The sequence below is a fragment of the Aliivibrio logei genome, from assembly GCF_001691055.1.
GTDB lineage: Bacteria > Pseudomonadota > Gammaproteobacteria > Enterobacterales > Vibrionaceae > Aliivibrio > Aliivibrio salmonicida.
Window position 1 is genome coordinate 1 of record NZ_MAJU01000029.1, and the last position, 13,418, is coordinate 13,418.

General features: G+C 39.5%; 13 protein-coding genes. 12 read left to right on the plus strand and 1 reads right to left on the minus strand.

Annotated elements, in window-relative coordinates; all coding sequences use genetic code 11:
• From A6E04_RS18050 to purF, 7 genes are all read left to right on the plus strand, one after another.
• Positions 1-1,372 (plus strand): FimV/HubP family polar landmark protein (locus tag A6E04_RS18050; RefSeq protein ID WP_280513417.1); only part of this gene is annotated, 1,372 nt, incomplete at its 5' end.
• Positions 1,373-1,461: 89 nt separating this feature from the next.
• On the plus strand, positions 1,462-2,250 hold the full coding sequence (gene truA / locus A6E04_RS18055) for a tRNA pseudouridine(38-40) synthase TruA (protein WP_017022940.1): 789 nt from the start codon (positions 1,462-1,464) through the stop codon (positions 2,248-2,250).
• A 180-nt stretch (positions 2,251-2,430) separates the two neighbouring features.
• Complete coding sequence (gene accD, locus A6E04_RS18060; RefSeq protein WP_012549831.1) at positions 2,431-3,321, plus strand: acetyl-CoA carboxylase, carboxyltransferase subunit beta; 891 nt, start codon at positions 2,431-2,433, stop codon at positions 3,319-3,321.
• A 98-nt stretch (positions 3,322-3,419) separates the two neighbouring features.
• Positions 3,420-4,700, plus strand: a complete 1,281-nt coding sequence (folC, locus tag A6E04_RS18065; protein ID WP_065612030.1) for a bifunctional tetrahydrofolate synthase/dihydrofolate synthase — start codon at positions 3,420-3,422, stop codon at positions 4,698-4,700.
• A gap of 9 nt (positions 4,701-4,709) precedes the next feature.
• Positions 4,710-5,279: an SPOR domain-containing protein gene (locus tag A6E04_RS18070; protein WP_065612031.1), complete on the plus strand. Its 570-nt coding sequence runs from the start codon at positions 4,710-4,712 to the stop codon at positions 5,277-5,279.
• 61 nt (positions 5,280-5,340) lie between these two features.
• The gene (locus A6E04_RS18075; RefSeq protein WP_012549834.1) at positions 5,341-5,832 is read left to right on the plus strand and encodes a CvpA family protein; all 492 of its coding nucleotides are present in this window, start codon (positions 5,341-5,343) and stop codon (positions 5,830-5,832) included.
• Positions 5,833-5,866: 34 nt separating this feature from the next.
• Positions 5,867-7,381, plus strand: coding sequence for an amidophosphoribosyltransferase (gene purF / locus A6E04_RS18080; RefSeq protein WP_017022943.1), 1,515 nt, complete (start codon positions 5,867-5,869; stop codon positions 7,379-7,381).
• 82 nt (positions 7,382-7,463) lie between these two features.
• On the opposite strand, the gene A6E04_RS18085 is transcribed toward purF, so the two are convergent.
• Positions 7,464-8,339, minus strand: coding sequence for a LysR family transcriptional regulator (locus A6E04_RS18085; protein ID WP_012549836.1), 876 nt, complete (start codon positions 8,337-8,339; stop codon positions 7,464-7,466).
• 238 nt (positions 8,340-8,577) lie between these two features.
• Here A6E04_RS18085 and A6E04_RS18090 point away from each other — a divergent pair, with 238 nt between their 5' ends.
• From A6E04_RS18090 to A6E04_RS18110, 5 genes are all read left to right on the plus strand, one after another.
• Positions 8,578-9,681 (plus strand): response regulator, encoded by a 1,104-nt coding sequence (locus A6E04_RS18090; RefSeq protein ID WP_065612032.1) that lies wholly within the window; start codon positions 8,578-8,580, stop codon positions 9,679-9,681.
• A gap of 66 nt (positions 9,682-9,747) precedes the next feature.
• Positions 9,748-10,116, plus strand: a complete 369-nt coding sequence (locus A6E04_RS18095; protein WP_244886293.1) for a YbaN family protein — start codon at positions 9,748-9,750, stop codon at positions 10,114-10,116.
• Positions 10,117-10,200: 84 nt separating this feature from the next.
• Entirely contained in the window at positions 10,201-10,746 is a 546-nt protein-coding gene (gene apt, locus A6E04_RS18100; protein ID WP_012549839.1) for an adenine phosphoribosyltransferase, read from the plus strand.
• 103 nt (positions 10,747-10,849) lie between these two features.
• A complete protein-coding gene (gene dnaX / locus A6E04_RS18105; RefSeq protein ID WP_065612033.1) occupies positions 10,850-12,994 on the plus strand; it encodes a DNA polymerase III subunit gamma/tau in 2,145 nt (714 codons plus the stop codon).
• A gap of 88 nt (positions 12,995-13,082) precedes the next feature.
• Positions 13,083-13,418, plus strand: coding sequence for a YbaB/EbfC family nucleoid-associated protein (locus A6E04_RS18110; RefSeq protein ID WP_012549841.1), 336 nt, complete (start codon positions 13,083-13,085; stop codon positions 13,416-13,418).

The following is a 13,418-nucleotide window of genomic DNA, read 5'->3' on the forward strand; positions in this document are numbered from 1 at the left end:
TGACGTTGAACTGGCAGAAGAGACAGAATCAGCTTCGCAAGAGAATGACGAACTTGACGCGTTTGATATTGATGAAGAAGAGTTATCTCTAGAATCTGAAATGCCAACAGATAACGAGCTTGAAGATGACGTTATTGAAACGTTGAATACGGATACAGAAGAGCATAATGACGTTGAACTGGCAGAAGAAACAGGATCAGCTTCGCAAGAGAATGACGAACTTGACGCGTTTGATATTGATGACGAAGAGTTACTTCTAGAGTCAGAAATTCCAACAGATAGCGAAGACCTAAACGAAAGTACTATTAGTGATCTTCTTTCTGAACAAGAAGAACAAGAATCATTATTTGATGAGATTAATGTTGATGATGAACTTCTTTTAGATAACGAAGAACGTCCACAAGAGCAAGAAGTATCTTCTCAATTAGAAGAAACAGAGACGGCTACTGAAGAAGATGAGACGTTATCGGAACTGGATGATTTATTGGCTGATTTTGATACTGATGTAGAGATAAGTGATGAGGAAGCTGGCATTGAAACGCCAGAAATCGAAGAGCTTGTTACTGATGAAGAATCAGAGATACCATTATCTGACATGATTTCTGAAGATGAGAACGAAGACGAAAGTGATTTTTCATTGGATGATTTTGTTGCATCAAACGCAACTGACTTTACTGATGATTCACGTGAGCATGATACTGAGTTATCTGAAGCGAATAATGAAGAAGATATACTTCCTTTAGTTGATGATATAGAGAAAGAAGATCATCAATTTGATGGTTTATCAATTGAAGATGCTTTAGCTGCACTTGAAGAAGAAGATGATCTTCAAGTGACTCCTTTAACGGATGAGACGGCGGCACCTTTTAATTTTTCATCGCAAGTATCTGATGAAGAAAAAGAAGCATTAACGCATGTTGATAGTGCCGGTTTAGATATTGATAGTATGTTAGAAGATGGAGGAAGCGACTGGAGTGGTTTCTCTCTTGATGACACATCGAATGTTGACGACGCATTAGAAGATGAAGATTGGTCAGAGCAACCAAATTTAGAAAATACGCCGAATAGGGCGGATCAATTCCTAAGCATTGATGCTTTGATCGCTGAAGCTGAAAGCGGTGAAAGAACAGACATTGATGATGAAGAGTTAAACCTTGATGTTGGTTTGGATGAATTCCCTGATGTTCTAGGAAATGTAGAAGCTCATGATGTCGATATAAATAGCGATGCTCATAGTAAGCTAGACTTAGCGAAAGCTTACATTGAAATGTCCGATGATAAAGGCGCACTTGAATTATTAGAAGAGGTATTACGTTGTGATGATCCTCTGCTTAAAGTGGAAGCTGAGAAGTTGATGAAGCAACTCGATTAACTTTTACATCAACAATCTTAAAAAGGCGGTGGCAGTGAGCTCCGCCTTTTTTTATAATGGCGTATAACTGAATAAAAAGAATTGAAATCATGCGAATAGCTTTATGTATTGAGTACGATGGTGCCAGTTACCACGGTTGGCAGTCCCAAAAAGACGTAACAAGTGTCCAAGAAGAATTGGAAAAAGCCTTAATGGTCGTTGCTAATGAACCGATTGAGGTTATGTGTGCAGGCCGAACGGATGCTGGCGTACATGGAACAGGTCAAGTAGTACATTTTGATACAAATAGCGTGCGTAAATTGCCAGTGTGGATGGTAGGAGTGAATGCTAACCTACCAAAAAATATTGCGGTTCGTTGGGTTAAAGAAGTAAACGAAGATTTTCATGCTCGTTTTACTGCTACCGCGCGACGTTATCGTTATATTATTTTTAATAATCGTCAACGCCCAGCCATTTTTAGTCATGGTGTTAGTCATTATCATGAAACACTTGATGCTGATTTAATGCATGAAGCTGGCCAATATCTACTGGGAGAGAATGATTTTACGTCTTTTAGAGCGGTTCGCTGTCAGTCACGTACCCCTTGGCGTAATTTAATACACTTAAAAGTAACGCGTCATGGCGATTTTATTGTTATTGATATTAAAGCGAATGCCTTTGTTCATCATATGGTCCGAAACATTACAGGTAGCCTAATCGAAGTGGGCAGAGGCAAGAAAAAACCTGAGTGGGTGCAGTGGTTACTAGAAGCGAAAGACCGCAAGCTAGCAGGAGCAACAGCAAAAGCTGAAGGATTATATCTTATTGATGTTGATTACCCTAAAGAGTGGGATTTGCCTAGAGTTCCGTTAGGGCCTTTATTTTTACCAGATAATTGATTCAATTAATGATAAAGATTAAACCTTAAAATAGTGTAAAAAGTAGATGTGGATTCAATATTGAAAATAGGTACAACCAGTTTTTTATCTACACTGGTCATTATTTATGGTTTAATCATCGTTAATTGAATTTATTTCTCTTGCGATGGTGCGAGAGATCACTAATAGAAAAGGTCGTCCATGAGTTGGCTTGAAAAGATTTTTAATACAAGCAATATTGTTAGTTCACGTAAAGCATCTATCCCTGAAGGGGTTTGGACGAAGTGTACGTCATGTGAACAAGTGCTTTATTCAGCAGAGCTAGAGCGTAATCTAGAAGTATGCCCAAAATGTGATCATCACATGCGTATGAAAGCTCGTAAGCGCCTAGAAACATTTTTAGATGCGGAAGGTCGTGTTGAGCTTGGTCAAGAATTTGAACCAAAAGATCTTTTAAAATTTAAAGATTCAAAACGCTATAAAGATCGTATTTCAGCAGCACAAAAATCAAGTAATGAAACCGATGCGCTTATCGTAATGCAAGGCACATTGTTAGAATTGCCTATCGTTGCTTGTGCATTTGAATTCTCCTTCATGGGCGGTTCTATGGGTTCAGTTGTTGGCGCTCGCTTTGTTAAAGCAGTTGATGCAGCGATTGAAAACAACTGTCCATTAGTGTGTTTCTCTGCAAGTGGTGGTGCTCGTATGCAAGAGGCGCTTATGTCTCTAATGCAAATGGCAAAAACAAGTGCAGCACTGGCTCGTTTATCTCGTAAAGGCCTACCATTCTTCTCTGTATTAACTGACCCTACAATGGGCGGTGTTTCTGCAAGTTTAGCAATGCTGGGTGATATTAATATCGGTGAACCTAAAGCATTAATTGGCTTTGCTGGTCGTCGTGTTATTGAGCAAACAGTACGTGAAGATTTACCTGAAGGTTTCCAACGCAGTGAATTTTTATTAGAGCACGGTGCTATCGATATGATTGTTGACCGTCGTGAAATGCGTCAACGTATTGGTGGTTTGATGGCTAAAATGACAAATCAAGCATCACCATTAGTTGTTCCTGTTGATGGTTCTGTAAAAAATTAAATCAAATGTAAATTGTCTTAGGGTGTTATTTCTTTCTTTAAATAAGTACCTTAAGTCAATATACTGTAACTACGTTCCGTCAGTGAAGTAGTTGAACAATGACAACATTTGATTCTCCGACAGCCACATCTGATTTATCGGTGTGGCTTCGTTATTTAGAAAGTATTCATACTAGTGCGATTGATTTAGGCCTTGACCGTGTTCAGCGTGTCGCACAGAGAGCAAAATTGACAAAACCTGCCCCTACAGTGATTACTGTTGCGGGAACCAATGGTAAAGGATCTACCTGTGCGTTAATGGAATCTATTTTACTCAATGCAGGTTACCGTGTTGGTGTTTATAGCTCCCCTCATCTTATTCGTTACAATGAACGTATTCGTATCAATGGTAACGATCTATCTGATTCGCTTATCTCTCAATCTTTTGCTGCCATTGAAGCGTGGCGTAAAGACACACCATTAAGCCTTTTTGAATTTGGTACCTTAGCTGCGTTATGGGCTTTTAAAGCGCATCAAGTGGATGTGCTATTGCTTGAAGTCGGTCTTGGTGGCCGTTTAGATGCAACTAATGTTGTTGATCATGATGTGTCTATTATCACAAGTTTAGCGGTTGATCATGTTGATTGGCTTGGTGATGATATTAATGTGATTGGGTTTGAAAAAGCGGGGATATTCCGTTCAGACAAACCCGCAATATGTGGTCAACCTAATCCACCATCGAGCGTTGCTGCCCATGCGGATGATATTAATGCAGATTTGCATCAAGTAGGGTATCAATTTACTTATAAGGTAAATGAAGACAATAAAACATGGTCTTGGCAGAGTGGGGCATTTGACTTAACGGGTCTTCCTCTACCTAAATTACCGCTTGCTAATGCGGCAACGGCAATTATGGCGCTTGGCTGTGCTGATTTAGAATTAACGGATGTTAATATTGTCGAAGGGTTGAAAGCCGCACATTTACCGGGTCGTATGCAAATACTAACCCGTGGTGAAGAGATCATTGAGCCACTTATTCTTTTAGATGTCGCACATAATCCACATTCTGCTCATTATCTAGTACAACAAGTAAGACTGCGTTACCCAAATAAGAAAATTCATGCAGTAGTTGGTATGCTACATGATAAAGACATTGAATCGACAGTGAATGAGTTCACGGGCGTTGTTGATGTTTGGTATCCTGCTTCTCTTTCTGGGCCCCGTGCCGCGAAAGCAAGTGAACTTGTTGCATTTATAGAGCAAGAAACAACAGAATACAGTTCACCAGTTGAGGCATTTAAAGTTGCACTTCAACACGCTGGTAATGATGAATTAATTTTAGTTTTTGGTTCTTTCCATACGGTTGGTGAAGTATGGAATTACTGGAAACAAGGATCGTGAGGTACATGAGTGTCTAGTCCATTTCAACGACGTTTAGTTGGCACCATTATTTTGGTTGCTATTGGAGTTATTGTATTACCCGACTTATTTGATGGTAAGAAAAAATCGTATCAAGAAGAGTTTGCGAGTATTCCGATTAAACCTGAATTGTCTAAAGATGTAGAGCAATTCGCAATACAAGAACCGATTGATTTTGATGCAGAACTTCCAGGAGAACCTGTTGAAGTGACTGTTGGTAGTTCGCCGACAGAACCTGAGAAAGAAGTCCTAACCATTGTTACAAAACCCGCGTCGATTGAGGCAGAAAAAACACCTAAAATTGATTATGCTAAAAGTGCATGGATTATCCAACTCGGTGTTTTCAGAAATGCGGATAACGCAAAAAACTTGGCTTTGAAGTTAAGAAAACAAGGTTTCCAAGCGCATACTTTTCCTAAAAACCCTAAAGAAGGCGATTTAGTTAGAGTGGCAGTAGGCCCTGATGTGTCAAAACCCGATCTAGAGAAACAGCTACCTAAACTAAAAGAAATTACGGGACTAAATGGTCAATTGCTTAAATTTACACCACTAAACCCATAAGAAAACGTTTGCGTAGCGGATTTTTCTGTTAAAATGCGCAGCAAGAGAGAAAATATATATTATGATTTGGATCGATTTTGTCATTTTAGGCGTGATTAGCCTATCTGCTTTTATCAGTTTGATTAGAGGTTTTGTAAAAGAAGCCTTGTCATTGGTTATTTGGTTTGGTGCTTTCTTTGTTGCGAGCAACTTTTATCCAAAACTGGCGGCATATTTTACAAATATCCATGATGAAATGGTCAGAAACGGCAGTGCAATAGCTGCCTTATTTGTGGCCACCTTGATTGTCGGTGCTGTGGTTAACTATGTGGTTGCCCAGTTGGTGCAGAAAACAGGGCTGTCTGGAACAGATCGAGTGTTAGGTGTCGTTTTCGGTGGATTAAGAGGGGTGCTAATTATAGCGGCTGTTCTGTTTTTTATTGATGCCTTTACCTCATTGTCAGATTCGGAGTGGTGGAAGCAATCTCAATTGATACCGCAATTCTCGGTAGTAATTGAATGGTTCTTTGATTACTTAAAAGATACATCAAGTTTTCTTCCTGGCGCTAAATAGCGCCAGTTTTTTATCAAATAAAGGACTCTAGGACATGTGCGGTATTGTTGGAATCGTAGGCGCAACACCTGTAAACCAGTCAATCTATGACGCTTTGACTGTGTTACAACATCGTGGCCAAGACGCTGCTGGTATTATTACCGTAGAAAGCAATCGTTTCCGTCTAAGAAAGGCGAACGGTTTGGTTAAAGATGTATTTGAAGCAAAACACATGCAACGCCTAAAAGGTAACGTTGGTATCGGCCATGTTCGTTATCCTACTGCAGGCAGTTCTAGTGCTTCTGAAGCTCAACCTTTCTATGTTAACTCACCATTTGGGATCACATTGGCGCACAATGGTAATCTAACCAATGCGAATGAAATCCGTGAGACCTTATTTGAACAAGAACGTCGTCATGTTAATACAACGTCAGATTCAGAAGTATTATTAAATATTTTTGCTCATCATCTTGATTCAACCACTCATTACCCTCTTACTGCTGATGACATTTTTAAAACCGTCGCTAACGTGCATGAGCAAATTCGTGGTGCGTATGCGGTAACTGCAATGATAATCGGGCATGGTATGGTTGCATTCCGTGATCCAAATGGCATTCGTCCTTTGTGTTTAGGGAAGCGTGACGTTGAAGGTCGTACCGAGTACATGGTTGCGTCTGAATCTGTTGCTTTGGATGCGGTTGGTTTTGATTTTGTTCGTGATGTCGCTCCTGGCGAAGCCATTTATGCGCCATTTGAAGGCGGATTGTATACACAACAATGTGCGCACGATCCAAAGCTGAATCCATGCATTTTCGAGTTTGTGTATTTTGCTCGTCCAGATTCTTTTATTGATAAAATTTCGGTCTATAGCGCACGTCTTGAAATGGGCAAACGCTTAGGTGATAAAATTAAACGTGAGTGGGATGATCTCGACATTGATGTGGTTATTCCGATCCCTGAAACATCGTGTGATATTGCACTAGAAATCGCTCAAATTATTAATAAACCATACCGCCAGGGGTTTGTGAAAAACCGTTATGTTGGTCGTACGTTTATTATGCCAGGTCAGCAAGAACGTAAAAAATCAGTACGTCGAAAATTGAATGCAATCCGTTCTGAATTTAAAGATAAAAATGTACTGCTAGTCGACGATTCAATTGTTCGTGGCACAACATCAGAACAAATTATCCAAATGGCTCGTGATTCGGGTGCTAAAAATGTTTACATGGTGTCAGCAGCACCTGAGATTCGTTTCCCTAACGTATACGGTATTGATATGCCGAGTGCAAACGAGTTGATTGCTCATGGTCGTGAAGTCGATGAAATCTGCCAGAAAATTGGTGCAGATGCATTAATTTTCCAAGATTTATCTGATTTAGTTGATGCGGTTGGCTGTGGTAACCGAGAAGTTGAACAATTTGAAACATCGGTATTTAATGCACACTATGTTACCGGTGATGTAGATCAAAACTACCTAGAGTACCTCGAAAGTTTACGTGGGGATGATGCTAAGCAAGAAAGCGAAGCTCAAGATGTGGCAAGTTTAGATATTTACAATGAAGGCGTTTAAATTCGTTTAGAAATGAACGTATTTTAATTATGTTACGCCTATAAAGTTAAAAAAGCCTGTGATGTATTCACAGGCTTTTTTGTTATTTTGGAATATGATTACTAACAAAATCAATAAATAATCGTACTTTTTCAGGCTGATGATCTTTGTAGTTATAGATCATGTAAATGTCTCTAGGGTTTGCTGACCAATCTTTTAATACGCGAACTAATGAACCGTCTTCAAGGTACTTACTGATCATAATATCAGGCATTAACGTAATGCCTAAACCATCAGAACAAGCCATACGAATAACATTAAGCTCACTGGCTTCAAAACGACCCGCATCAGTAATCGTTACAGATTCACCCTCAATGTTAGTTAAGCGCCAGCGCATTAATGGGTGGCCTTTCAATAAGCTGTGATCATGCAATTCTTGCGCATGAGTCGGTTCAGAACGTTGCTCTAAGTAAATAGGGCTAGCGACTAAAATATCTTCTAATGAACCAATTTGGCGAGCAATAAGAGATGAGTCACGTTGTTTTCCAACTCTGAAAATGATGTCCCAATCTGTTGGGTCTAGCTGTTCAGGTTGATTGCTCATGGTTAGGTTGATATTAATATTAGGATAAATCAGCATAAATTGATTTAAAATAGGCTGTATCATGCGTTTTGTTAAATTAGAGGGAGCCGCAATATTAAGTTTCCCAGCGGCACCACGACACTCTTCGCTCAAATATTCACTGATATTAACTAGGTTAGACAGAATTGGAGAACATTCGTCATAAAATTTTTGACCAGATTCGGTGAGAGACAGTTTTCTTGCATGGCGGTTGAGAAGGCGAATATCTAAGGAATCTTCTAAGGCTTGAATGCGACGAGTAATTGTTGCAACAGGGATTAGAGTCTTTCTTGATGCTGCAGTATAGCTGCCATTATCCACTACTTGTCGAAACAAATTTAAATCATCTAACTTCATGATATTGAGATTCTCTCTGGTTTAGCGAATGTAGAATTGTAACTAAAACACTAAAGTAGGTGTTGTTATAAGTCAACTAAAGTGGAAATCTATCAGTAAAAGTCAGGTAATGATAATTTTGCGAGTAATATTGGTTAATTTATTTGTGCTCATTGAGATATCGAACTAAATTCATAAGATGAACAATAAAAAGGCGTCTTAACATTATTCGCTAATAAAACGTGCAGAGGGTAGTCGTATGTCGATAGAGCAAATAAAAGAAAAAACAAAAGAAGACAATACACCAGTCGAAGACTTATTGGTGAACAAAGACGTGTTAATTGTAGACGATGATCCCATATTCCGCTCTATGGTCAAAGCAGTTTTAGAATCTTACTCATGTAATGTTAAAGAGGCGAATAATGGTCTTGAAGGATTACAAATGCTACAGCATTCTTTGCCTGATGTTTTGTTGTGTGATTTATCTATGCCGATCTTGAATGGCCTTGAATTTGTAGAAGAGGTAGTGTTGGAATACCCAATGCTGCCAATCATTGTCATTTCGGGTACGGGAGACATGCAAGATGTAGCTAAGGTTTTAAGACTGGGAGCAAAAGATTTCTTGGTTAAACCAATCAGCAATGTATCCCTGTTAGTTAAATCATTAGTGTCGGCTTTAAAATTGAGTGAAGAAAGCAGTTTAAGAATGCAGGACTTTTCAAGTCAATGGTTCCGAACGTCTGATCTTGATAAAAGTTGCACTGAAGAATTGCATTGGCACTTAGAGCATTTGCAAAATGAACCGAACATTGGCCGAGAATTGTTATTTGAACTATTACCTGAGAGTGATGCTCAGCACGGCGAGTGGAAATTAGCGTACCGGTTATTGCAATCAACAGATGGTATGCCACTTATTTTTGATTATGAATGGTTATTGGATGGCCGTTTGTTTTTCTATCTTGTTGATTCTCAATCTGGTGGCGAGAATAGCGTCGTTTCTTGTTTACTTATACGAGCATTTTTTAATGATTTTATCCGAGATCAACATATTTCTCTGGACGTTATTTCTAAAATGGTCGAATCAATAGAGAAAGGGATGGGAACGATGGAAGAGAGCGAATCTATCTCTGCTCTTTTTGGTTATGTTGATTTTGCAGAGCAGGCGTTGTTTATTTTGTCAGCGGGTTTAGGGGCCGTATGGGAAAGCACACATTCACGTCATGTACTCCAGATCGGTGAACTCTTAACGTCTGAAAGATCCAATAATAAAGTGCAGCGCTTCCCAATAGCTAAAGCCAATAATAGCCTGTCTTTAAATTGCGTGGGTTGCAGTAGTTTTAGAATGGAATTGAATTCGTTTTAAAGGTTGATTCGTTTTTTTAAATAGAGCGATAATGGCAGTTAGTTGTATTTAAATTGTAGAGATACTTTGCTTAAATTTTCTCATAAAATGCTGTGGTTTTTCTTTGGTGGATTCTTTTTATTGTTAGGCATTATCGGTATTGTTTTGCCTTTATTGCCGACAACGCCTTTTGTTCTTCTGGCTAGTGCTTGTTTTATGCGGGCTTCTCCAAAAATCCATTTGTGGTTAATTTCACATCGCTATTTAGGCCCCCCAATTGTGGAATGGCAAAGTAAAAAAACGATTAACAAAAAGATTAAGAAGAAAGCCGTTATTATGATCGTTGGCAGCTTTGTTTTTTCTATCTGTATAGCCCCAGTAATCTGGGTTAAAGGGATTATTGCTGTGATCGGAATAGCACTCTTAATTTGGTTTTCAAAAATACCGTCGTCCTAACTTGCTCATAGTGAAGAAAGTGAATACCATTAGTCGGTTAATTTTTTAAGATACCGGCTATCGGTACAATTAGGTCTTTAAACCATGTCTACAGAAACATTAGAACTTATCAAAAATAGCATTAAATCTGTTCCTGATTATCCAAAAGCAGGCATCATGTTCCGTGATGTTACAAGCTTGATGGAAGATCCAAAAGCTTACCAAGCAACGATTCAGTTATTGGTTGAAAAGTACAAGCAAGGTGGTTTTACCAAGATCGTTGGAACTGAAGCTCGTGGTTTCTTATTTGGTGCTCCTTTGGCACTAGAATTAGGTGTTGGTTTTGTCCCAGTTCGTAAACCGGGTAAATTGCCACGTCCAACGATTGCACAAACGTATGATCTTGAATACGGAACAGATACGTTAGAAATTCACACAGACGCAATTGTTGAAGGTGATAAGGTTCTTGTTGTTGATGATTTACTTGCAACTGGCGGAACCATCGAAGCAACAGTGAAACTTATTCGCCAACTTGGTGGTGATGTTCAGCACGCTGCATTTGTTATCAACCTTCCAGAAATTGGTGGTGAAACGCGTTTAGAAGGCTTAGGTCTAAACGTGTACAGTATTTGTGAGTTTCCTGGTCACTAATTCTTCATATACACAATAAATGTAATGAGATCTCTCTATCAATGAAGATCTCATTTTTTTGCTGTGCTACGATTTAGATCTATTTTATTTTGGGCTGTATTCTATGAGCTATCAAGTTCTGGCACGTAAATGGCGACCACATCATTTTAAAGATGTTGTTGGTCAATCCCATGTGCTTACGGCGTTGGAAAACGCGCTTGACCATAATCGACTTCATCACGCTTACTTATTTAGTGGCACTCGCGGTGTGGGTAAAACTACTATTGCTCGTTTGTTCGCTAAAGGACTAAACTGTGAAGAGGGGATTACATCAACACCTTGTGGCGTGTGTTCTACCTGTAAAGAAATTGATGAAGGACGATTTGTCGATTTACTTGAGATTGATGCCGCTTCTAGAACCAAAGTAGAAGATACTCGTGATCTATTAGATAACGTTCAATATAAACCTGCGCGTGGTCGTTTTAAGGTTTACTTGATCGATGAAGTTCACATGCTATCGCGACACAGTTTCAATGCATTATTAAAAACATTGGAAGAGCCGCCAGAATACGTCAAATTCATATTAGCCACGACCGATCCACAAAAATTGCCTGTGACGATTTTATCTCGTTGCTTACAGTTTCATCTGAAACACATCAGTGTTGATCAAATTCATGCGCAATTAGATCTCGTTTTAGACAAAGAAGAAGTGTCTAAAGATGGAAGAGCGTTAGGGCTGATAGCTCATGCTGCAGATGGCAGTATGCGTGATGCATTAAGTTTGACCGATCAAGCTATTGCGTTAGGTAATGGTAATGTAACTGCTGATATTGTGTCTATGATGTTGGGTACGTTAGATACCGATCAAGCGATTCGTATTCTAGAAGCGATCAGCACAAAAAACATGCAAACGCTGATGAGCTGTATCAATGATTTAGCAGATATTGGTGTCGAGTGGGATGGGTTAGCAAAAGAAATTGCGGCACAACTGCATAAATTGGCGATGTACCAAGCGTTACCTGCAACGTTAGATAAAACTCAACCGGATGCTGAGAGAATTGAATTATTGAGTGGTCAGTTATCACCACAAGAAGTTCAATTGTTCTACCAAATTGCATTACAAAGCCGTAATGATTTACCTTTAGCCCCAACCGAAAAAACGGGCGTAGAGATGATGTTATTGCGTATGGTCGCATTTCGTCCTGTGCATGCTCAAGCAATAGAGGCATTACCGATTGCCGTGCCTAGTATGGAACCTGCTGCCGTAAATGTTGCACCTCAACAACCTGCGCCAGTCTCTAGAGTTCAGCAAGTTATTGCATCAGCTCCAAATGCTGAAGTGCCTGTTGCTCCTAAGCCAATGCAACTGCAAGCAGTATCTCAAACGGTGTATTCTCCGGTTTCTAATTCGCAACAATCTAGTTCAGCACCGTTAGATTCTACAGAGGCTCAACCGCCAGTATATGATGCACCACCATTGGGGGAATCATCACAATCTGATTCCGCACCAGTGCAAAATATACCTCAAGAGCCTATAGCAGCCCCAAGAAGTGGGTTGTTAGGTGTGCGTAATCAATTACGTAGTGCAAAAAATAATTTATCAAATACAACCACCGGTACTAGCCCAAAAAAGGGTAGTGCGGCATCCGATAAGAAAAAAACGAGCTCAGTGTTAGAACGTATTGCTGAAAAGCAACATCTCGCTCCTCGTACTCAGGTGTCGCAACTTGGAACGTCTGTTTCTCAAGAGAAAAAGCCAGAAGAACCATACCGTTGGAAAGCCAGTCAGCCTGAAGTGAAAAAAGTAGTGAGTGATATTACTCCTACGAAATTAAAGCAGGCACTTGAACATGAAAAAACACCTGAGATGGTTCAAGAACTTGTTGATGAAACAATAAAGCAAGATACGTGGTCTGCATTAGCGATGTCATTAGCGTTGCCTAAATTGGTACAACAACTTGTATTGAATTCTTCTTTTGAAGAACATGACGATCAGGTTTCATTGCATTTACGTTCTGCACAATCACATTTAATTAATGACAAGGCGCATGAATTGGTTAGCCAAGCGTTGAGCTCTGCTCTAAACAAAGAGATTAAATTAAATATTGAGATTAGTGCAGAAGGTACAAGTCCGTTAGAGTTACGTGAGCAAATGTATCAAACTAAATTACAGACGGCATACCAGAGCTTGCAACAAGATCCTCATGTTAATTTCTTTATGCAGCGTTACGGTGCAGAAATAGATCAAGAAAGCGTGAGACCAATTTAAAGAAAGATAAGGTAAGAATGGGTTGAAATTCTACATATCATCCCCATTTTTGTAGTATTAAAGATATAAACACTAAGAGAGAATGAATATGTTCGGTGGAAAAGGCGGCATGGGCAACTTAATGAAGCAAGCCCAGCAAATGCAAGATCGCATGCAGAAAATGCAAGAAGAAATTGGAAACATGGAAATCACTGGTGAATCTGGTGCTGGCCTTGTTAAAGTAACAATCACTGGTTCTCACAGTGTTCGTCGTGTTGAAATTGATCCAAGCTTAATGGAAGAAGACGAAAAAGAAATGCTAGAAGATTTGATCGCAGCAGCGTTCAATGATGCATCTCGTCGTATTGAAGAAACACAAAAAGAAAGAATGGCGGGTGTAACTGGTGGAATGCAAATGCCACCAGGATTTAAAATGCCATTCTAA